This window comes from Pseudomonas sp. R1-15, from assembly GCF_051132085.1.
In the GTDB taxonomy this organism is placed as follows: Bacteria; Pseudomonadota; Gammaproteobacteria; order Pseudomonadales; family Pseudomonadaceae; genus Aquipseudomonas.
Map to the genome: position 1 here is coordinate 209,792 of NZ_CP071660.1, position 21,904 is coordinate 231,695.

The following is a 21,904-nucleotide window of genomic DNA, read 5'->3' on the forward strand; positions in this document are numbered from 1 at the left end:
CGCCCTCGCCACAGAGTCTGTGTCAGGTTCAGCTGTTGTTGTGATCGATCTTGATGGTCGGGTCACTGCCGGCGATGAGCGAGTTCAGGTTAATGTTCGACCAGTTGTTGCCTTCCAGCTTGATCGTCACGTCCGGCGTCGCCGCAGTGTTGGCCGCGTTGAATTGACCGGTGGTGCTGACTTGCAGGGAAGACACGCCATCGACCGTGCTGATCTTCAGGAAGTGGTCGATGGTGCTGCCGGTTTCGCCCTGCAACAGGTCTCGCAGGTCGATCCGGTCACCTTCGGCGGCCTTGAAGTCCTTGATCACGTCAGTGCCGGTGTCGCCGGATTTCCAGACGAAGGTATCGCCGCCCAGGCCACCGATGAGCGTGTCGTTGCCCTTGCCGCCGATCAGGATGTCGCTGCCGCTGCCGCCGAGCAGGATGTCATTGCCCTTGCCGCCGTCGAGCAAATCGTTGCCGCCCTGGCCAAAGAGAATGTCGTTGCCGGCGCCGCCCAACAGGGTGTCGTTGCCATCGTGGGCACCGGACACATCGAACGCGGTGTAGTGGTCGGTGATGTACTGGTGCACGTTGCTGGTGGTGACTTTGCTGACGTCGACGCCGCTTTGCTGGGCCACGAACGACTGGATCGCCTGGTAACCCTCGCCGGCGACACCATTGAAGCTCACCAGGTCGCCGAACAGGATGTCGTTGCCGTCGCCGCCATTGACCGTGTCGGCACCTGGCAACGTCGCTTCGGTGTGACCGATGATCGAGTTGGCCAGGTCCTTGGGGTCGATGTTGGTTTGCGGCTTGCCATCGGAGTCGTATGGCTTGAGGTCGTCCAGGGTCACGCCGTTGTTCAGGCCGATGGCTTCAACGTTGCTCAAGCCTTTGAGCAGGGTGAAGCTGGCCGCTGAGCCGGCTGCTGCCGAGGCGTCGCCCCACCCGCCGCCGTCCAGGTAGGAGAACTCGAACGTGCCGTTGCCCTCGGCATGCACCGTGCCGACGTAACTCTCATTCCAGTTGTTCTTGCCGCTCTTGGTCGACAGGTACATGTCGCCATTTTCTTCGATGATGAATTTGTGTGTGCTGTCGATCGTCTGGGTGTAGTACTTACCAACGGTGTAGTTGGCCGCGCTCAGGACGTCGTCGAGCTTGACGGTGCCGTACAACACTGGGTTCGTCACTTCGCCGGACTGGTAGCGCGTCGGCTCACCGTCGGTGATGAAGTACGTCAGGTTCTTCGCACCGGTATTACTCAGGGCCTGGGTGCTGTTGAAGAAGTTTGCGGTGGTCTTGAACACATCTTCATAGTTGGTATTGCCGCCGGACACCATCGAGTCGAGCACGCTCTTGAGCAGTGTCAGCGCGTTCGGATCGTTGAGGTTGACCGCAACGTTCTTGTTGACCTGATTGTCGAAGTCCGCCAGGAAGATGTTCACCGTCCCGGAGTTGCTGCCCAGGCTCTGCTTGAGCGTGTTGAACACCTGGGTCAGCGAGTTCTTCGCGGCTGTAACGGACGACGAACTCATGCTGCCGGAGCTGTCGACCATGAAGGCAATGTTGTAGTTGACGCCCGGCACCACGGTCAGCCCGCCGATGTCCGCGACCACGATGTCGTTGCCGTCGGTACCGGTGACATTGTCGTTGCCGGAGGTGGCGGTGACAGCGTTATAGGTCGCCGGGTAGACGGTGACCGGGATCTGCGCGGTCGTCACTGCCGACCCGCCGAGGGATTCGGTGGAGGTCGACGTTACGGTCAGGTTGATCTGGCCGCTGAAGTAGGTCGGTGGCGTCAGGTTGAGGCTGCCCAGGTTCCAGCCGGTGAGCGAAGCTTCGCCGTTGGCGCCCACGGTTGCGGTGTGTCCCGCGCCATCGCTCAGCACACTGCCTTCAGGCATGCCGCCGATTTTCACGCTCAGGCTTTCGGAGCCATCGGTGTCGGTCAGGGCGGTGGTGATTTTCGACAGCTTCACGCTGCCGCCTTCGGCGCCTTCGTTGAGCTTGTAGCCGTCGTAGTAGCCTTCGCCATTGGTGCCGTGCAGGTCGGAAACGGAAACCCCGGCATTCACCAGGTCAGCCACGCCGGTATACAGCGGTACGCCTGCGCTGCTCAGGTCCACCGGCGTGCTGCCGTTGACCGACAGGTTCACGTCATAACTGCCTGGGCCGGTCTGGTTGTGGTGGTAGATGTCCAGGGTGTAGTAGCCGCTGGTGGTCGGCGTGAACGAACCGTTCAACTGGCCGCCCGCACCCCAAGTGATGGCCGCGGCGGTCTTGCCGCCGATGGTCACCAGCAAACTGTCGTCGCCGGTGCCGCTGAAGGTGTAGGCCTTGCCGGCTTCCAGGAAGATCAGGCCCGAGGTCTTCGACGCGGTGCCCGGATTGACGTTGCCGTCGTTCTGAACGTTGCTCACATTGGTGCTGCTGTTCGGCGTGCCGGCGGCGTCGATCACTGACTTGAGCGTGCCGGACGGCGCGCCATTGCCATCGGTGCCCAGGCCCGACAGGCCGGTCCAGACTTCCTTGATCAGGCCGGTAGAGGTCACGTTGTTGCCGGCGACGTTGAGGGTCGGCGCATCGGCGGTTGGCGTGATGTCGATCTTCACGGTGCCGGTGTTACCCAGGGTCTGGCCGTCGGTTGGCTGGAACTTGATCTGCGCGTAGTCAGCCTGCTTGTTGCCCACGCCGCTGCCGCCGTAGCCATCGGCCCCGGATTCGTTGGCATCGGGTGTGAAGCGCAGCTTGCCGGCGTCGATGTCGGCCTTGGTGAAGGTCTGGTTGTTGGCCACGTCCTTCCAGGTTGCGCCGTCCAGGTACTGCAACTTGCCGTCACCCGGCAGCCCGGTGATTTTCACACCCTGGCTGGTGGCGGCGCTGTCCACGTCGCTGATGCCGAACGTCGACCAGCCGAGGACCAGTGAAGTGTCTTCGGTACCGGTCACCGCGCCACCGGTGGCTACGGGTGCGTCGTTGACTCCGACTACGTTCACGGTGGTGGTGGCGGTGTTGGAGTAGCTCGTGCCGTCGGTCACTGTCACGGTGATGACGCGCGGTACGGTGCTCGGATCTTCGCTGTTGTTGATGAAGCTGATGTTCTTGATCTGCTGCATGTAGTCGGCCAACGTCGCATTGCCCGTCAGCGTCAGGACGATTTTGCCGTCGGTGCTATTGGCGTTGATGCTGATGCCGTTGACGCTATTGCCCAGGTTCAGATGATCGCCAGGCTGACGGTTGGTCAGCACGATGGTGGCGCCGGTCAGCTGGGTGCTGTCCGGGTCGGTGATTTTCAGGTCGGTGTCGCCAATCGACGCGCCCGGGCCGGTGGTGCCTTCGGTAAAGGTCACTTGGTAATCGGCGCCGGTCTTGCCGCTGGAATTGTTGGCGTCCAGGTCGAGTACCGGCGGTGCATCGTTGTCGATGATCGAAGTGCTGACGCTGCCATTGGTGCCGCTGACCGCCAGGTTCTCGAAGTTGCCTCCGGTGGCCGAGTCGATCTTGACCACGAAGTTTTCGGTGCCTTCGGTGATCTTGTCGTCCAGCGTCGCCACGTTGAAAGTCGCGCTGGTGGCGTTGGCCGGGATCTTCACGGTGTAGACGCCGGTGAAGTCCGAGCCATCGGCGGCGGTACCGCTGTAGACGATCTTGACCGTTACCTCGGTTTGCGCCGGGTTCGTCAGGTTGACCGTATACGTGGCGGCCTGGCCTTCGGTGACCGAAGTGCTGCCGGTGATGCTGACGGTGGTGTTGTCAGGCGTGTCGGTCACGGCGGTCACGGCTGGCGTGGTGCTCGGCACCAGGTGCTCGAAATTACCCCCGGTGGCCGTCTTGATCGTTGTTTCGACGTTGCCGGCGTCTTTGTAGACGTCGTCCTTTGGCGCATCGACGGTTACGGTGCCGGTCTTGGCGCCGGCGGCGATGTTGATCACCGCGCCGTTGCTCAGGGTCACGGTCACTGGCGAACCAGCGGCGTTGGTGAGGGTCGCCGTATAGGTGATCTGGCCGCCCTCGGCGACCGAGTTGGTGGCGCTCAGGCTCAGGCCGGTGGTGTCCTGGACATCGGTGACGATGGTGCCGGCAGGCTTGCCGTCGATTTCGAGGTTTTCGTAGTTGCCGCCCTTGGCGTCGTCGATTTTGACGCTCAGGTTGCTACCGCCCGCCAATGCATCGTTAGGTGCGGTGAAGTTCACTGAACCAGAGCTTGCGCCGATTGGGATGGTGATGCTTTGGCCATTCGACAGGGTGACGACCAACGGAGCGCCGGTGACTGGAGCATTCACCGAAGCGGTGTAAACCACAACGCCGCCTTCGCCAACAGTCGAAGTCGCGGTGAGCGAAACGGTGCTGGTGTCGAGGGTGTCGGTGACGTCGGTCACCGCTGGTGCAGTGTTAGGCACCAGGTTTTCAAAGTTGCCGCCGACGGCCTTGTCGATGCTGACTTCGACTTTGCCGGCGTCTTTGTAGACGTCATCTTTCGGTGCGTCGGCAGTTACGGTGCCGGTCTTGGCGCCGGCGGCGATGTTGATCACCGCGCCGTTGCTCAGGGTCACGGTCACTGGCGAACCGGCGGCGTTGCTCAAGGTCGCGGTGTAAACAATCGAACCGCCCTCGGCGACGGTGTCGGTCGCGGACAGGGTCAGGCCCGTGGCATCAGTCGAATCGGTGACTGCGGTATCCGCAGGCTTGCCGTCGATTTCGAGGTTTTCGTAGTTGCCGCCCTTGGCGTCGTCGATCTTGACGCTGAGGTTGCTACCGCCCGCCAACGCATCGTTTGGTGCGGTGAAGTTCACTGAGCCAGAGCTCGAACCAACTGGAATGGTGATGGACTGGCCGTTGCTCAAGTTCACCACGAGCGGAGCGCCAGTGACTGGAGCATTCACCGAAGCGGTGTAAACCACGACGCCGCCTTCGCCAACAGTCGAAGTCGCGGTGAGCGAAACGGTGCTGGTGTCGAGGGTGTCGGTGACGTCGGTCACGGCTGGAGCAGTGTTAGGCACCAGGTTTTCGAAGTTGCCGCCAGTAGCTTTATCGATGCTGACTTCAACCTTGCCGGCGTCCTTGTAGACGTCGTCTTTCGGGGCATCGACAGTTACGGTGCCGGTCTTGGCGCCGGCGGCGATGTTGATTACCGCGCCGTTGCTCAAAGTGATGGTCACCGGCGAGCCGGCAGCGTTGGTCAGGGTCGCGGTGTAAACAATCGAACCGCCCTCGGCGACGGTGTCGGTTGCAGACAGCGTCAGACCGGTAGTGTCTTGGGTATCAGTTACTGCGGTATCCGCAGGCTTGCCGTCGATTTCGAGGTTTTCGTAGTTGCCGCCCTTGGCGTCGTCGATCTTGACGCTCAGGTTGTTGCCACCCGCCAACGCATCATTAGGCGCGGTGAAGTTCACTGAGCCGGAGCTTGCGCCGACTGGGATGGTGATGGACTGGCCGTTGCTCAAGGTCACTACGAGCGGGGCGCCGGTGACTGGAGCGTTCACCGAAGCGGTGTAAACCACAGTGCCGCCTTCGCCTACGGAAGGGGACGCCGTCAGGCTGACAGTCGAAGTGTCGAGCGTATCGGTGACGTCGGTCACGGCTGGCGTGGTGCTCGGCACCAGGTTTTCGAAGTTGCCACCGACAGCTTTATCGATGCTGACTTCAACTTTGCCGGCGTCTTTGTAGACGTCGTCCTTTGGCGCGTCGACGGTCACGGTGCCGGTCTTGGCGCCGGCGGCGATGTTGATCACCGCGCCGTTGCTCAGGGTCACGGTCACTGGCGAGCCAGCGGCGTTGGTGAGGGTCGCGGTATAGGTGATCTGGCCGCCCTCGGCGACCGAGTTGGTGGCGCTCAGGCTCAGGCCGGTGGTGTCCTGGACATCGGTGACGGTGGTGCCGGCAGGCTTGCCGTCGATTTCCAGGTTTTCGTAGTTGCCGCCTTTGGCGTCGTCAATCTTGACGCTGAGGTTGCTGCCACCTGCCAACGCATCGTTAGGTGCGGTGAAATTCACCGAGCCGGAGCTCGAACCAACCGGAATGGTGATGGACTGGCCGTTGCTCAAGGTCACTACGAGCGGGGCGCCGGTGACTGGAGCGTTTACCGAAGCGGTGTAAACCACAGTGCCGCCTTCGCCCACGGAAGGGGAAGCGGTCAAGCTGACAGTCGAAGCGTCGAGCGTGTCGGTGACGTCGGTCACGGCTGGTGCAGTGTTAGGCACCAGGTTCTCGAAGTTGCCACCGACAGCTTTATCGATGCTGACTTCTACCTTGCCGGCGTCCTTGTAGACGTCGTCTTTCGGCGCGTCGACGGTTACGGTGCCGGTCTTGGCGCCAGCGGCGATGTTGATCACCGCGCCGTTGCTCAGGGTGATGGTCACCGGCGAGCCCGCTGCGTTGGTCAGGGTCGCGGTGTAAACGATGGCCCCGCCTTCGGCTACGGTGTCGGTTGCAGACAGCGTCAGACCGGTAGTGTCTTGGGTATCAGTTACTGCGGTGTCCGCAGGCTTGCCGTCGATTTCCAGGTTTTCGTAATTGCCACCTTTCGCGTCGTCGATCTTGACGCTCAGGTTGCTGCCGCCCGCCAACGCATCATTAGGCGCGGTGAAGTTCACCGAGCCAGAGCTTGCGCCAACTGGGATGGTGATGGATTGGCCGTTGCTCAAGTTCACCACGAGCGGGGCGCCAGTGACCGGGGCGTTTACGGATGCTGTGTAAACCACAGTGCCGCCTTCGCCCACGGAAGGGGAAGCCGTCAGGCTGACAGTCGAGGTGTCGAGCGTGTCGGTGACGTCGGTCACGGCAGGTGCAGTGTTCGGAACCAGGTTTTCGAAGTTGCCACCGACAGCTTTATCGATGCTGACTTCAACTTTGCCGGCGTCTTTGTAGACGTCGTCCTTTGGCGCGTCGACGGTCACGGTGCCGGTCTTGGCGCCGGCGGCGATGTTGATCACCGCGCCGTTGCTCAGGGTGATGGTGACAGGCGAACCGGCGGCGTTGCTCAAGGTCGCGGTGTAAACAATCGAGCCGCCTTCGGCAACAGTGTCGGTCGCGGAAAGGGTCAAGCCCGTGGCATCAGTCGAATCGGTGACTGCGGTGTCCGCAGGCTTGCCGTCGATTTCCAGATTTTCGTAGTTGCCGCCCTTGGCGTCGTCGATCTTGACGCTCAGGTTGCTGCCACCCGCCAATGCATCATTAGGTGCGGTGAAGTTCACCGAGCCAGAGCTTGCGCCGACTGGGATGGTGATGCTTTGACCATTCGACAGCGTGACGACCAGCGGAGCGCCGGTGACTGGAGCGTTTACGGATGCTGTGTAAACCACAGTGCCGCCTTCGCCCACGGAAGGGGACGCCGTCAGGCTGACAGTCGAAGTGTCGAGCGTATCGGTGACGTCGGTCACGGCTGGCGTGGTGCTTGGCACCAGGTTTTCGAAGTTGCCACCGACAGCTTTATCGATGCTGACTTCAACTTTGCCGGCGTCTTTGTAGACGTCATCTTTCGGCGCGTCGACGGTCACGGTACCGGTCTTGGCGCCGGCGGCGATGTTGATCACCGCGCCGTTGCTCAGGGTGATGGTCACCGGCGAGCCCGCTGCGTTGGTCAGGGTCGCGGTGTAAACGATGGCCCCGCCTTCAGCTACGGTGTCGGTTGCAGACAGCGTCAGACTGGTAGTGTCTTGGGTATCAGTTACTGCGGTATCCGCAGGCTTGCCGTCGATTTCCAGGTTTTCGTAGTTGCCACCTTTCGCGTCGTCGATCTTGACGCTCAGGTTGCTGCCACCCGCCAACGCATCGTTTGGTGCGGTGAAGTTCACCGAGCCAGAGCTTGCGCCGACTGGGATGGTGATGCTTTGACCATTGCTCAAGGTCACTACGAGCGGGGCGCCGGTGACTGGAGCGTTCACCGAAGCGGTGTAAACCACAACGCCGCCTTCGCCAACCGTCGAAGTTGCGGTGAGCGAAACGGTGCTGGTGTCGAGGGTGTCGGTCACATCGGTGACGGCTGGTGCAGTGTTCGGCACCAGGTTCTCGAAGTTGCCACCGGTGGCTTTATCGATGCTGACTTCGACCTTGCCGGCGTCCTTGTAGACGTCGTCTTTCGGCGCGTCGACAGTGACGGTGCCAGTGGTAGCGCCGGCGGCGATATTGATCACGGCGCCGTTGCTCAGGGTGATGGTGACAGGCGAGCCGGCAGCGTTGGTGAGGGTCGCGGTGTAAACAATCGAGCCGCCTTCGGCAACGGTGTCGGTCGCGGACAGGGTCAGGCCCGTGGCATCAGTCGAATCGGTGACTGCGGTGTCCGCAGGCTTGCCGTCGATTTCCAGATTTTCGTAGTTGCCGCCCTTGGCGTCGTCAATTTTGACGCTGAGGTTGCTACCGCCAGCCAACGCATCATTAGGTGCGGTGAAGTTCACCGAGCCAGAGCTTGCGCCAACTGGGATGGTGATGGACTGGCCGTTGCTCAAGGTCACTACGAGCGGAGCGCCGGTGACCGGGGCGTTTACCGAGGCGGTGTAAACCACGGTGCCGCCTTCGCCAACCGTCGAAGTCGCGGTGAGCGAAACGGTGCTGGTGTCGAGGGTGTCGGTCACATCGGTGACGGCTGGTGCAGTGTTCGGCACCAGGTTCTCGAAGTTGCCACCGGTGGCTTTATCGATGCTGACTTCGACCTTGCCGGCGTCCTTGTAGACGTCGTCTTTCGGCGCGTCGACAGTGACGGTGCCAGTGGTAGCGCCGGCGGCGATATTGATCACGGCGCCGTTGCTCAGGGTGATGGTGACAGGCGAGCCGGCAGCGTTGGTGAGGGTCGCGGTGTAAACAATCGAGCCGCCTTCGGCAACGGTGTCGGTCGCGGACAGGGTCAGGCCCGTGGCATCAGTCGAATCGGTGACTGCGGTGTCCGCAGGCTTGCCGTCGATTTCCAGATTTTCGTAGTTGCCGCCCTTGGCGTCGTCAATTTTGACGCTGAGGTTGCTACCGCCAGCCAACGCATCATTAGGTGCGGTGAAGTTCACCGAGCCAGAGCTTGCGCCAACTGGGATGGTGATGGACTGGCCGTTGCTCAAGGTCACTACGAGCGGAGCGCCGGTGACCGGGGCGTTTACCGAGGCGGTGTAAACCACGGTGCCGCCTTCGCCAACCGTCGAAGTCGCGGTGAGCGAAACGGTGCTGGTGTCGAGGGTGTCGGTCACATCGGTGACGGCCGGTGCAGTGCTCGGCACCAGATTTTCGAAGTTGCCACCGGTAGCTTTATCGATGCTGACTTCGACTTTGCCGGCGTCTTTGTAGACGTCGTCTTTCGGTGCATCGACGGTTACGGTGCCAGTGGTAGCGCCGGCGGCGATATTGATCACGGCACCGTTGCTCAGGGTGATGGTGACAGGCGAACCGGCGGCGTTGCTCAAGGTCGCGGTGTAAACAATCGAGCCGCCTTCGGCAACAGTGTCGGTCGCGGAAAGGGTCAAGCCCGTGGCATCAGTCGAATCGGTGACTGCGGTGTCCGCAGGCTTGCCGTCGATTTCCAGATTTTCGTAGTTGCCGCCCTTGGCGTCGTCGATCTTGACGCTCAGGTTGCTGCCACCCGCCAACGCATCGTTTGGTGCGGTGAAGTTCACCGAGCCAGAGCTTGCGCCAACTGGGATGGTGATGGATTGGCCGTTGCTCAAGGTGACGACCAATGGGGCGCCGGTGACCGGAGCATTCACCGAAGCGGTGTAAACCACAACGCCGCCTTCGCCAACGGTCGAAGTCGCGGTGAGCGAAACGGTGCTGGTGTCGAGGGTATCGGTCACGTCCGTCACGACTGGTGCAGTGTTAGGCACCAGGTTCTCAAAGTTACCGCCAACTGCCGTGTCGATGCTAACTTCAACCTTGCCGGCATCCTTATAGACATCGTCTTTCGGCGCGTCGACAGTGACGGTGCCAGTGGTAGCGCCGGCGGCGATATTGATCACGGCGCCGTTGCTCAAAGTAATGGTGACAGGCGAGCCCGCTGCGTTGGTCAGGGTCGCGGTGTAAACAATCGAACCACCTTCGGCGACGGTGTCGGTTGCGGACAAGGCCAAGCCAGTAGCATCAGCCGAATCAGTGATCGTAGTAACCGCAGGCGTCGTGCTCGGTACCAGGTTTTCGAAGTTGCCGCCGGTTGCGCCGGTGATCGTGGTGCTGACGGTACTGCCGTTGTTGTAGACGTCGTTGGCCGGGGTATCCACGGCAACGGTGCCGGTGGTCTGGCCGGCGGCAATGGTAATGACCGAGCCATTGCTCAACGTCACGGTCACCGGCGTCTGAGCAGGATTGGTCAGCGTTGCGGTGTAAGTGATCTGACCGCCTTCGGTGATGGTTTCGCTGGCGCTGAGCGTCAGGCCAGTCGTATCAGCCGAGTCAGAGATCGTGGTGACCGCAGGCGTCGTGCTCGGCACCAGGTTTTCGAAGTTGCCGCCGGTTGCGCCGGTGATCGTGGTGCTGACGGTACTGCCATTGTTGTAGACGTCGTTGGCCGGGGTATCCACGGCAACGGTGCCGGTGGTCTGGCCAGCGGCAATGGTAATGACCGAGCCATTGCTCAACGTCACGGTCACCGGCGTCTGGGCCGGATTGGTCAACGTGGCGGTGTAGGTGATCTGGCCACCTTCGGTGATGGTTTCGCTGGCGCTGAGCGTCAGGCCAGTCGTATCAGCCGAGTCAGAGATCGTGGTGACCGCAGGCGTAGGGCTGGGCACCAGATTCTCGAAGTTACCGCCGGTTGCGCCAGTAATCGTAGTACTGACAGTGCTGCCATTGTTGTAGACGTCGTTAGCCGGGGTATCGACAGCCACGGTACCGGTGGTCTGGCCGGCGGCGATAGTGATCACCGAGCCATTGCTCAACGTCACGGTCACCGGCGTCTGGGTCGGATTGGTCAACGTGGCGGTGTAGGTGATCTGGCCGCCTTCGGTGATGGTTTCGCTGGCGCTGAGCGTCAGGCCAGTGGCGTCAGCCGAATCAGTGATCGTAGTAACCGCAGGCGTAGTGCTCGGCACCAGATTCTCGAAGTTACCGCCAGTGGCGCCGGTAATCGTAGTGCTGACGGTGCTGCCGTTGTTATAGGCGTCGTTAGCCGGAGTATCGACAGCCACGGTACCGGTGGTCTGGCCAGCGGCAATCGTGATGACCGAGCCATTGCTCAATGTCACGGTCACCGGCGTTTGAGCCGGGTTGGTCAGCGTCGCGGTGTAGGTGATCTGGCCGCCTTCGGTGACAGTATTGCCGGCGCTCAGGGTGACGGTGGTGGTGTCGACGGTGTCGGTGATCTGCGTCACGGCTGGCGTGGTCGGCAGGGTCACGGCGATGCCGGTGCCGCCAGTGGTGCCGGTGACGGTCACGCTGACTTGGCTGGGGTCGTTGTAGACCGTGTCGTTCGGTGCCAGGGGCACGTTGACGCTACCGGTCAGTTGCCCGGCCGGAATCACGATCACCGCGCCGTTGGACAGGGTTACGGTCAGGTTGGTTTGCGGCGCCTGGGTCACGGTCGCGGTGTAGACCAGCACGCCCCCGGCCTCGGTCAGGGTCGGGGTGGCGCTCAAGGTCATCGTCGCATTGAGCAAGGCGTTGGCGGTGGTATCGGCGTTGTCGTCGCCACCCAGGATGTTGTCATCGGTTGCCGTGGCCGCAGCGAGGCCTTCGGTCGGGAAGCCGATGGTGGGGTCGACGCTGCCGGCCGTGGCATCCAGCACGACGAAGCTATGACCGCCGCCCACGGCTCCGCCTGTACCGGCAGCGGTGGCGCCGGCCGCGGTGGCTTCCAGGGCGGTGGTCGGGTCGACACCGGCGGCGATGGCTTGCTGCAGCTCTTCTACTGAAGGCGCGGCTTGGGCAGTGGCCTGTTCGAGGTCGGTGGAAGAGTCCGGCGCGCTGGCGCTCCACTGGGTATCGCGGCCCAGGTCGAGCGTGCGGCCGTCAGCCAGTTCCAACGTGACGGCGCCGGCAGGGCCGGTGTCCAGCTGGTCGCCTACGTTAAGGCGATCGCCTTCAATGAGTACGCGCCGAATGCCCTCGGGGGAAACGACGAAAACCTGACCAACAATGCTTTTGACAACGGCAATAACACTGCTCATTGAAGACTCTCCGGGTACCACGTTCAGTAGACTTCCATGGACCCGACAGCCTCGTTGGCCATAGCGGTCTGGACGTTCATGCGCACAAAGGGATAATGTTTTGACGCTGGAAATATGACGATATTTTGACAGCTAGTTCGGCTTATTTTGTTTCTGCCAAACTATTGACCTTATGCTGGCCATCCTAAACAATCGCCCCTGTAATGTCACATTGATATTTAAGCGGCGACCTGTTCTTTCGGTGCGTGTTCCTGCCCCTGTTTTGAACTTTCCGACATACGGTCATTCCGGTTGCCATCATCCGATGCAGCGACACGTTTCGCTGTGATTCAAGACAAGAGTTTCGGGAATTTTCCAACCATGCGTTCGCACCTGTTCAAGGCTTTACCCTTCGCCCTGGCCGCCAGTTTCGTACAAGCACAAACCTTGCCGCAGGCCATGCAACAAGCATTGGATGTTCATCCGGAAATTCAGGCAGGCGTGAACAGCCGCCTGGCGGCGGACTATCAGTTGAAGGCGGCCAAGGGCGGCTACCTGCCTAGAGTGGACCTCGCAGCCGGTTACGGCCGTGAAGGCACCGACAGCGTGACGACCCGTTCGGGCAGTAATAATCATTGGGAAACCCTGAACCGCAGCGAATCGAGCCTACGCCTGTCGCAAATGGTTTTTGACGGTTTTGCGACGTCCAGCGAAGTTGGGCGTCAACAAGCCAACGTCAGTGCTCGCGCCTATTCCTTGCTTGATGCCTCCGAGCGCACCGGGCTGACCGTCGCCCAGGTGTACCTGGACGTACTGACCCGCCGTGAGTTCGTGCGCCTGGCCGAGGAAAACCTCAAGAGTCACGAGCGCATCTTCGATCAGATCAAGCTGCGCACTTCCCGGGGCGTAGGCAGCGGCGCCGACCTGGACCAGGCTGAGGCGCGCATGGCCCAGGCCCGCAACAACCTGATCACCGAGCAGACCAACCTGGCCGATGCCGAGACCAACTACCTCAGCGCCGTCGGCCAATTGCCTGACCAACTGGAGCGCCCCGCCGACTTTCTGGCGTTGCTCCCGGCCAACCTGACCGAAGCCCGTGCCCAGATGCTGGAAAACAGCCCGGTGCTGCGCTCGGCCGAAGCCGACATCGCCGCCGCCGAGAAGCAGTACGAGGCCGCCAAGTCGAGCTTCTACCCTCGCTTCGACGCGGAACTGGGCCGCACCGCCGACAACGACCTGGACGGCCAGAACGGCCACAACAATGAATGGCAGGCCATGCTGCGCATGCGCTTCAACCTGTACGCCGGTGGCAGCAACAAGGCTGACCTGGAATCCAAGTCCTACCTGTCCAACCAGGCGCTGGATATCCGCAACAACGCGCTGCGCCAATTGAACGAAGAGCTGGGCCTGGCGTGGAACGCCCTGAACAACGCCAACGCCCAGGTGCCGATCGCCCAGCAATACGTGGATCGCAGCGCCAACGTGCGCACCGCCTACCAGAAGCAATTCAGTCTCGGCGAGCGGACCCTGCTCGACTTGCTCGACAGCGAAAACGAGCTGTTCAGCGCCTCCCGCCGTCTGGCGGAAATCAAGAACGTGCAGCTGTTCAGCCAGTACCGGATCAAGGCGACCATGGGCCAGTTGCTGAAAAGCCAAGGCGTGGTCGCGCCGTTGGCATCGGTTGTGCAGACCGACGTTAAACCCAAGGTCCAGTTGCCTGGGATGAATTAAGCCATCCATCCGTTTTTCAGCGAAAGAGTGCCGAGCGTGGAATCAGAAGTCAGTCCAGTCGAACTAGTTCACGACCCGCGCACGCTGCACGATGACCCGCTGCTGGATGGTTTGCTGGCGCTCTGCATGCTGCACCAGAAACCTGCCAGCGCGGCGATGCTGACCACCGGCCTGCCGCTGCCCAAGCAACGCTTGAGCGTCGACTTATTGTCGCGCGCGGCGGCCCGTGCCGGTCTGCAAGGGCGGGTGTTGCAACGCAAGCTCGAACAGATCCCGGCCATCGCCATGCCGGCTCTGCTACTGCTGAAAGAAGGCCGCAGCGCCGTGCTGCTGGGCTGGGCCGGTGACGACCAGGCGCGCTTGCTGCTTAGCGAAAGCGATGGCGGAGAGGTCACCGTCAGCCGCGAGCTGCTGGCCGATGACTACAGCGGCAAGGTTTTCTTCGCCCAACCGCAGCATAAATTTGACGTCAACCACGGCACGCTGATCCCTCGGGCGCGTTCCTGGTTTCGCGACACTCTCAAACGCTCCCGCTGGTTGTACGCCGATGCCATCGCGGCCAGTCTGCTGATCAACATCATCGCCATGGCCGCGCCGCTGTTCGTGATGAACGTCTACGACCGCGTGGTGCCGAACCAGGCCGAATCAACCCTGTGGGTACTGGCTGTCGGCATTACCGGCGCCTACATTTTCGACTTGATCCTGAAGATGTTGCGCAGCCTGTGCCTGGACCTGGCGGGCAAGAAAACCGACCTGATCATTTCTGCGACGCTGTTCGAGCGCATCGTCGGCATGGCGATGAAATATCGCCCGGCGCGGGTCGGCAGCTTTGCCCAGAACATCCACGAATTCCAGAGCCTGCGGGACTTCCTCGCCTCGCTGACCCTGACCAGCCTGATCGACTTGCCGTTCACGCTGCTGATCTTCATGGTCATCGCGATCCTGGGCGGGCACCTGGTGTGGATTCCGGTGCTGGCGTTCCCGATCGCCTTGCTGATTGGCTATGCCTTGCAGAAGCCGTTGGTAGCGACCATGGAACGAACCATGGCCCTGGGCGCCGAGCGCCAGTCCAGCCTGATCGAAACCCTGGCCGGCCTGGATGCGGTGAAGGTCAACAACGCCGAAAGTGAACGGCAGTACCAATGGGAACAGACCATCGGCACCCTCAGCCGCCTCGAGCTGCGCGTGAAGATGCTGTCCGGCCTGGCGATGAATATCACCTTGCTGATCCAGCAACTGGCCGGGGTGATCATGATCGTCTTCGGCGTCTACCAGATCATCGCCGGCAACCTGAGCATGGGTGGGCTGATCGCCTGCTACATGCTCAGCGGCCGCGCACTGAGCCCATTGGCCTCGTTGTCGGGCCTGCTGACCCGCTACCAGCAAGCGCGGGTCACCATGACTTCCGTCGACCAGATGATGGAGCTGCCCCAGGAACGCAATTTCGATGAGCGCCCGCTCAGCCGCAAAGTCCTGCAGGGCGCCATTGAATGCCGCCAGTTGAACTTTACCTATCCGAACCAGCAGAACGCCGCGCTGAAGAACATCAACCTGGTGATCAAGCCGGGCGAAAAAATCGGCATCATCGGCCGCAGCGGTTCGGGCAAAAGCTCTCTGGCAAAATTGCTGGTGGGGCTTTACCAGCCGGATGACGGCGCGTTGCTGGTGGATGGCGTGGACATTCGCCAGATCGACGTCAGCGAGCTGCGCTACAACATCGGCTACGTGCCCCAGGACATCCAGCTGCTGTCCGGAACCCTGCGCGACAACCTCACTTCAGGTGCCCGCTACGTCGAGGATGAATTGGTGCTTCAGGCCGCGGAGCTGGCAGGCGTACACGAGTTCGCCCGCTTGCATCCGCAAGGCTATGAACTGCAAGTCGGTGAGCGCGGGCAGAACCTGTCCGGCGGCCAGCGCCAGAACGTCGCCCTGGCTCGCGCGTTGCTGCTCAATCCGCCGATCCTGCTCCTGGACGAACCTACCAGCGCGATGGACAACACCGGTGAAGAGCGCTTGAAACAGCGCCTGGCTGCTGTGGTGGAAAACAAGACCGTGTTGCTGGTGACGCACCGGGCATCCTTGCTGTCGCTGGTGGACCGCCTGCTGGTGATCGACCGTGGACAGATTCTCGCCGACGGCCCGAAAGCCGCCGTCATGGAAGCGTTGAAGAAGGGGCAGATCAGTGTTGCTTAAATCCGGTTTCAAGGGCGCTGTGGGCCGTTACTTCAAAGGTTCCGACTCGCTGCATGGCCAACCGCTGCCCGAAGTCAACAAGGCGCTGATCGAAGACGCCCCCCGCGTGGTGCGCCTGACAATCTGGGGCATCATCGGTTTTTTCGTGTTCCTGGTGCTGTGGGCCAACTTCGCCGAGATCGACGAAGTGACCAAGGGCGATGGCAAGGCGATCCCCTCGTCCAAGATTCAGAAAATCCAGAACCTGGAAGGCGGTATCGTCGCCGAACTGTTTGTAAAGGAAGGGCAGATCGTTGACGCCGGTGCGTCGTTGATTCGCCTGGACGACACGCGCTTTGTCTCCAACGTCGGCGAAACCGAGGCGGATCGCCTGTCCATGCTGTTGCGGGTCGAGCGCCTGAGTGCCGAGGTCGATGACCGACCGCTGAATTTTCCGGCCGATGTACTCAAGGCGGTGCCGGGCCAGGCTGCCAGCGAAGAATCGCTGTACATCAGCCGCCGCCAGCAGCTGCATGATGAAATCGGCGGCTTGCAGGAGCAGTTGATCCAGCGTCAGCAGGAATTGCGCGAGTTCGTCTCCAAGCAGGCGCAATACCGCTCCGGCCTGGCGCTGCAACGCCAGGAAATCAACATGTCCGAGCCGCTGGTTGCCCAGGGCGCGGTATCGCCGGTGGAAGTGCTGCGGCTCAAGCGTGCCGAAGTCGAGACCCGCGGGCAACTGGACGCGACGACGCTGGCAATCCCTCGCGCCGAGTCGGCGATCAAGGAAGTGCAGCGCAAGATCGACGAGACCCGCGGCAAATTTCGCAGCGAGGCACTGACCCAGCTCAATGAGGCGCGCACCGACCTGAACAAGGCTCAAGCCACCGGCAAGGCCCTGGAGGACCGGGTGAGCCGTACCCTGGTGACATCGCCGGTGCGCGGCATCGTCAACAAACTGCTGGTCAACACCATCGGCGGGGTAATCCAGCCCGGCAGCGACCTGGTGGAAATCGTGCCCCTGGACGACACTATCCTGGTGGAAGCGAAAATCCGTCCCCAGGACATCGCCTTCCTGCACCCCGGCCAGGACGCCACGGTGAAATTCACCGCCTACGACTACACCATCTACGGTGGGATGAAAGCCAAGCTGGAACAGATCGGCGCCGACACCATCACTGATGAAGACAAGAAAACCACCTACTACATCATCAAGTTGCGCACCGAACGCAGCCACCTGGGCACGCCTGAAAAGCCCTTGCTGATCATCCCGGGGATGGTGGCGTCGGTAGATATCATCACCGGCAAGAAGACCGTGCTGAGCTACCTGCTCAAGCCCATCATCAAGGCCCGGGCCGAGGCGTTGCATGAGCGGTAAGCCCTGGACTCAGTGCTGTAGCGTTTGTGGCGAGGGAGCTTGCTCCCGCTCGGCTGCGAAGCAGTCGTAAAACCAGGCAAGACGGTCAGCCTGAAAGAATGCCGGGGCCTGCTTCGCAGGCCAGCGGGAGCAAGCTCCCTCGCCACACGACCGTGTTGCCCCCACAGCTTCTGCCATATGGTTATGCATTTTCAGTATTTAAATTAACCTTCTTATACCCTTAAAGTTATCCCCCTGCGTACCTGCCGACCAATCGGCGCGCCGCACGACACAAACCGACACGGTGACCCCGTGAGTTTTTGATCGACTGCGCGCCCATTCAAGCGCGCCGTGCGTGGGAGTGATGTATGCCAGCCGTCTCTTTTTCTCCAGACTCAAATGCCGCGAACATCGCGCCGCAATCATTCGAAGTACGCCCATTCAGCGGCGCCGTAGGGGCCGAGATCGTCGGGCTGGACCTGTCCCGGCCGATCAACGATCAGGATTTTGCGCGCATCCACCGCGCACACCTGGACTATCACGTCGTGGTGTTCCGCGATCAGCGCATCACCCCCGAGCAACACATCGCTTTCAGCCGCCGTTTTGGCGTGCTGCAAATCCATGTGCTCAAGCAATTCCTGCTGGCCGGGCATCCGGAAATTCTCATCGTCTCCAACATCATCGAGAACGGCCAGTCCATCGGTCTGGGAGACGCCGGCAAGTTCTGGCATTCGGACCTTTCCTATAAGGAACTGCCGAGCCTCGGCTCGATGCTCCACGCCCAGGAGCTGCCGAGCGAGGGCGGCGATACGCTGTTCGCCGACATGCACAAGGCCTGGGACGGTTTGCCCGAGACACTGCGTAAAGCGATTGAGGGCCGTTCGGCAGCGCATTCCTACACGGCGCGTTACAGCGAGACCAAATTCGAAGGCAACTGGCGCCCGACGCTGACGCCTGAACAGTTGGCTCAGGTCGCCGAAGTCGTGCATCCGATCGTCCGCACCCACCCGGAAACCGGGCGCCAGGCGCTGTTCGTCAGCGAAGGCTTCACCACCCGCATCGTCGGCCTGCCGGAGGATGAAAGCAAAGCCATCCTGGCCGAGCTGTATGCCCACAGCGTGCTGCCCCAGAACATTTATCGCCATCAATGGCAGCCCCACGACCTGGTGTTCTGGGACAACCGCTCGCTGATTCACCTCGCCGCCGGTTGCCCTGGCCATCTGCGCCGAAAGCTGTATCGCACCACTATCCAGGGCGACGCCCCTTTCTGATCGGCTGCGCAGCGCGCAAAGAGCCCGGAGAAACACCATGTCCAAACGCATTGCTTTTGCACCGCTGGCTGCGGCTATCGGCCTGGGGTTCAGCTTGCTCGCTGGCAGCCTGGTCGCGCCGGCCAGCGCCCAGGCCGAAGGTGAGATTCGCATCGCCGAGCAGTTCGGCATCGTCTACCTGCTGCTGAACGTGGTCCGTGACCAGCAATTGATCGAGAAGCACGGCAAGGAGGAGGGCATCGACATCAAGGTCGACTGGACCCAGCTGTCCGGCGGCGCGGCGGTCAACGATGCGTTGCTGTCGGGCTCCATCGACATTGCCGGGGCGGGTGTCGGGCCGTTGCTGACGGTCTGGGACCGCACCCGTGGCAAGCAGAACGTCAAGGCCGTGGCCTCCCTCGGCAACTTTCCCTATTACCTGTTGAGCAACAACCCGAACGTCAAGACCGTCGCCGACTTCACCGAGAAGGACCGCATCGCGGTGCCGGCGGTGGGCGTGTCGGTGCAGTCGCGTTTCCTGCAGTACGCCGCTGCGAAGCAGTGGGGCGACAAGGAGTTCAATCGTCTCGACAAGTACACCCTGGCCGTCCCGCACCCGGACGCCACGGCCGCGTTGATTGCCGGCGGCACCGAGTTGACCGGGCACTTTTCCAACCCGCCGTTCCAGGACCAGGCCCTGCAAAATCCCAATGTCCACGTGGTACTCAATTCCTATGATGTGCTTGGGCCGAATTCGCCCACGGTGCTGTTCGCCACCGAGAAATTCCGCGATGAAAACCCAAAAACCTACAAGGCCTTCGTCGAAGCGCTGACCGAAGCGGCCGAGTTTGCTCAGAAAGACAAAGGCGCGGCGGCGGACACCTACCTGCGCGTAAGCAAGGCCAAGATCGACCGGGCGACTCTGCTGAAGATCATCGAAAACCCGCAGATCGAATTTACCGTCACGCCAAAAAACACCTACCCGCTCGCCGAATTCCTCTACCGCGTCGGCGCCATCAAGAACAAGCCGGCCTCCTGGGAAGACTACTTCTTCCAGGACGCCAAACCGCTGCAGGGGAGCTGATTGTCATGAACGCGCCATTGCCAGGCCACGCGGCCAGCAACGCCACCCGCACCGACACCGCGCTGTTGTCGGTGGATAACGTCAGCCTGGAATACCGCACCCCGCAGAGAGTGGTGCGGGCCACCCATCAGGTGAGTTTCGAGGTCGATCCGGCGGACCGCTTTGTATTGCTCGGCCCGTCCGGATGCGGCAAGTCCACGTTGCTCAAGGCCATTGGTGGTTTCATATCGCCGTGCGAAGGCGAGATTCGTCTGCAAGGCCAAGCCGTCAACGCGCCGGGGCCGGACCGGATTGTGGTGTTCCAGGAGTTCGATCAACTGCCGCCGTGGAAAACCGTCAAGCAGAACGTGATGTTCGCGCTGCTGGCGTCGGGCACGCTCAAACGTCGCGAGGCCGAGGAGCGGGCGCTGCACTACCTCGATAAAGTCGGGTTGGCAGCGTTTGCCGATGCTTATCCGCATACCTTATCTGGTGGAATGAAGGCACGCGTCGCGATTGCCCGAGCGCTGGCGATGCAACCGAAGATCCTGCTGATGGACGAGCCCTTTGCGGCGCTGGATGCGCTGACCCGCCGCAAGATGCAGGAGGAATTGCTGCTGCTCTGGGAGGAGGTGCGCTTCACGCTGTTGTTCGTTACCCATTCCATCGAAGAAGCGCTGGTGGTGGGCAATCGCATCCTGCTGCTGTCACCGCATCCGGGGCGGGTCCGGGCGGAAATCCACAGCCATCAATATGATCTGCACAGCCTTGGCGGTGTCGGGTTCCAGCACACGGCGCGGCGGATTCATTCGCTGCTGTTCGAACAAGGCCAGTCGCCGGATGCTGAACGCGAGCTGGGTTTTGCCGACATTCGTATCGCATACTGAGGGGAGCCTTTCATGAGCCAGTTATCGCCTGCGCGCGAAGAATACGAAGTCGATCTGCAACCGCTGACCCACGTACCACTGGAGCGGGAATTGCCCCTGAGCCAGCGCCTTTGGCAGCAGGGTTGGTTGCGTAAATGTTTGATCCTGTTGGTGCTGGCGCTGGTGTGGGAGGGCGTGGCGCGTTACCAGAACAACGACCTGTTGCTGCCGAGCTTTTTGCAGACTGCCAGTGCGCTACATGACGGTTTGCTCAGTGGCGAGTTGCTGGGCAAGGTGTGGATTTCCCTGGTGGTGCTGCTCAAGGGTTATTTGCTCGGCATCGTCCTGGCGTTTGGCTTGACCACCCTGGCGGTGTCGACGCAGTTGGGGCGTGACCTGCTCAGCACCCTGACGTCGATGTTCAACCCGTTGCCGGCCATCGCGCTGTTGCCGTTGGCGCTGCTGTGGTTCGGCCTGGGGCAGAACAGCCTGATTTTTGTATTGGTGCATTCGGTGCTGTGGGCGCTGGCATTGAACATGTATGCGGGGTTTCTCGGCGTGTCGGAAACGCTGCGCATGGCCGGGCGCAACTACGGGCTCAAGGGCCTGCGCTTTGTGCTGTTCATCCTGATTCCGGCGGCGCTGCCGTCGATCCTCGCCGGGCTGAAAATCGGCTGGGCCTTCGCCTGGCGCACCCTGATCGCCGCCGAACTGGTATTCGGCGCCACCAGCGGCAAGGGCGGCCTGGGCTGGTACATTTTCCAGAACCGCAACGAGCTGTACACCGACAAGGTCTTTGCAGGGCTGGCGGTGGTGATCCTCATCGGGCTGCTGGTAGAGAACCTGGTATTCGACAGCCTGGAGCGGGTGACGGTGAAGCGTTGGGGGATGCAAAGGTAAGCCATTCATGAGCATCCGTGGCGAGGGGGGGTGTCTGGGCTGACGCCATCGCGAGCAAGCTCGCTCCCACAGGTTGGACGGTGTTGATCATATATTTGAGTTCGACACAAAACCCTGTGGGAGCGAGCCTGCTCGCGAAGGCGGTCTTCAATCCACCACAGGCCTTTCAACCTGACGCTTGAATTCCAGCCGATCCATTTCCTGCCAACTGATGAAGAGTGTCCTCAAGCCGATCCCTGTGGCGAGGGAGCTTGCTCCCGCTCGGCTGCGCAGCAGTCGCAAAACCAGGCGATGCGGTTTGCCTGAAAGAATGCTGGGGGCCTGCTGCGCAGGCCAGCGGGAGCAAGCTCCCTCGCCACGGGTTTTGGGTGTCTGGGAGGGCGCCATCGCGAGCAGGCTCGCTCCCACAGGTGGTTGGGGTTGTTGCAGATATCTCAGCCAGCACAGGTCCATGTGGGAGCGAGCTTGCTCGCGATGGCGGTCTTCAATTCCTGCCAACTGATGAAGAGTGACCTCAAGCCGATCTCT

General features: G+C 61.5%; 8 protein-coding genes. 7 read left to right on the plus strand and 1 reads right to left on the minus strand.

Translation table 11 applies throughout. From position 1 onward, the window contains the following. Positions 1-28 precede the first annotated feature (28 nt). Complete coding sequence (locus J3P97_RS00925; protein ID WP_434673263.1) at positions 29-12,058, minus strand: retention module-containing protein; 12,030 nt, start codon at positions 12,056-12,058, stop codon at positions 29-31. Positions 12,059-12,418: 360 nt separating this feature from the next. Between J3P97_RS00925 and J3P97_RS00930 the strand changes: the two genes are divergently transcribed. The 7 genes from J3P97_RS00930 to J3P97_RS00960 all read left to right on the plus strand — a co-directional run bounded on the left by J3P97_RS00930 (position 12,419) and on the right by J3P97_RS00960 (position 21,376). Beyond that, entirely contained in the window at positions 12,419-13,768 is a 1,350-nt protein-coding gene (locus tag J3P97_RS00930; protein ID WP_434673264.1) for a TolC family outer membrane protein, read from the plus strand. A 36-nt stretch (positions 13,769-13,804) separates the two neighbouring features. Continuing rightward, positions 13,805-15,961 (plus strand): type I secretion system permease/ATPase, encoded by a 2,157-nt coding sequence (locus J3P97_RS00935; protein ID WP_305497596.1) that lies wholly within the window; start codon positions 13,805-13,807, stop codon positions 15,959-15,961. Continuing rightward, positions 15,951-17,318 carry an HlyD family type I secretion periplasmic adaptor subunit gene (locus J3P97_RS00940; protein ID WP_305497595.1) on the plus strand — a complete coding sequence of 456 codons (1,368 nt, stop codon included), beginning with the start codon at positions 15,951-15,953 and terminating at the stop codon, positions 17,316-17,318. Before J3P97_RS00935 ends, J3P97_RS00940 begins: the two co-directional genes overlap by 11 nt. A gap of 347 nt (positions 17,319-17,665) precedes the next feature. Further along, a complete protein-coding gene (locus J3P97_RS00945) occupies positions 17,666-18,568 on the plus strand; it encodes a TauD/TfdA dioxygenase family protein (protein WP_434602469.1) in 903 nt (300 codons plus the stop codon). Positions 18,569-18,605: 37 nt separating this feature from the next. Further along, positions 18,606-19,631, plus strand: coding sequence for an ABC transporter substrate-binding protein (locus J3P97_RS00950; protein ID WP_434673265.1), 1,026 nt, complete (start codon positions 18,606-18,608; stop codon positions 19,629-19,631). 5 nt (positions 19,632-19,636) lie between these two features. Next, the gene (locus J3P97_RS00955) at positions 19,637-20,497 is read left to right on the plus strand and encodes an ABC transporter ATP-binding protein (protein ID WP_434626611.1); all 861 of its coding nucleotides are present in this window, start codon (positions 19,637-19,639) and stop codon (positions 20,495-20,497) included. A gap of 12 nt (positions 20,498-20,509) precedes the next feature. Further along, complete coding sequence (locus J3P97_RS00960) at positions 20,510-21,376, plus strand: ABC transporter permease (protein WP_434602472.1); 867 nt, start codon at positions 20,510-20,512, stop codon at positions 21,374-21,376. Positions 21,377-21,904 lie beyond the last annotated feature (528 nt).

Coding starts and splice junctions, on each gene's coding strand:
- J3P97_RS00925 (WP_434673263.1), bottom strand. CDS start 12,058: ATGAGCAGTGTTATTGCCGTTGTCAAAAGCATTGTTGGTCAGGTTTTC.
- J3P97_RS00930 (WP_434673264.1), top strand. CDS start 12,419: ATGCGTTCGCACCTGTTCAAGGCTTTACCCTTCGCCCTGGCCGCCAGT.
- J3P97_RS00945 (WP_434602469.1), top strand. CDS start 17,666: ATGCCAGCCGTCTCTTTTTCTCCAGACTCAAATGCCGCGAACATCGCG.
- J3P97_RS00950 (WP_434673265.1), top strand. CDS start 18,606: ATGTCCAAACGCATTGCTTTTGCACCGCTGGCTGCGGCTATCGGCCTG.
- J3P97_RS00955 (WP_434626611.1), top strand. CDS start 19,637: ATGAACGCGCCATTGCCAGGCCACGCGGCCAGCAACGCCACCCGCACC.
- J3P97_RS00960 (WP_434602472.1), top strand. CDS start 20,510: ATGAGCCAGTTATCGCCTGCGCGCGAAGAATACGAAGTCGATCTGCAA.